Raw genomic sequence first — 680 nt, forward strand, 5'->3', positions numbered from 1 at the left:
GCTCCACACAATCCCTCGCTTCAATCTCCTTAATAACCACACCACTAAACAGCGTGTGAGATTCGTACGCAGGAAGGTTTACTGTCGGAAGTGGCAGGAGCATTCGGGTCTGCTTAAGACGACTCCCCGGCAAAGCAATGGCAGGGCATTATCACCTCATGCGAGAAGTTGTCGGTTTCCAAGGATGAAACCGTTTACCGCTTTGTTTTAGAGCCGCGCTTCGCGGCTTTAAAACATTTCCAAACTTCCCGGCTGTTCCAACACCAAACCATTCCCGACATCATTGTCGCCGTCTTCAAACACCACGGCTTCTCCGGTGTCGACTACCGTTTCCAAAAGAGCCGCAGCTACACCGTCCGCGAGTATGTAACCCAGTATCTCGAAAGCGACTTTACCTTTATCAACCGTCTGTGTGAAGAAGAGGGCATTTGGTATGCCTTCGAACAGCATGAACAACATGTCGACGTAGTCGTCTTCGGCGACAGTCCCGAACACTACTTGCGCAGCCAAGGCCTACCCGTTTCCTACCTTCCCCAGGCCGGATTGGAGAGTGTCGGTACCTAAGCATTATTCAACCTCAGCATCCGTCACAACCCCATCGTCGAAGGCATACGCACGGCCGACTACAACTACAGCAGTGCCGATACCGACCTCTTTGCCGAAACAGACAACAAACAGTC

Annotated in this window: 1 pseudogene; it reads left to right on the plus strand. The window is 51.9% G+C overall.

Going from position 1 to position 680, the window contains the following annotated elements:
- Nucleotides 1-138 precede the first annotated feature (138 nt).
- Nucleotides 139-564, plus strand: a pseudogene (locus tag ACTHTU_RS11135) (contractile injection system protein, VgrG/Pvc8 family); the annotation flags it as partial.
- Between the last annotated feature and the right edge of the window lie 116 nt (nucleotides 565-680).

The organism is Neisseria sp. P0020.S005 (assembly GCF_051957055.1).
GTDB classification, from domain to species: Bacteria; Pseudomonadota; Gammaproteobacteria; order Burkholderiales; family Neisseriaceae; genus Neisseria; species Neisseria subflava_A.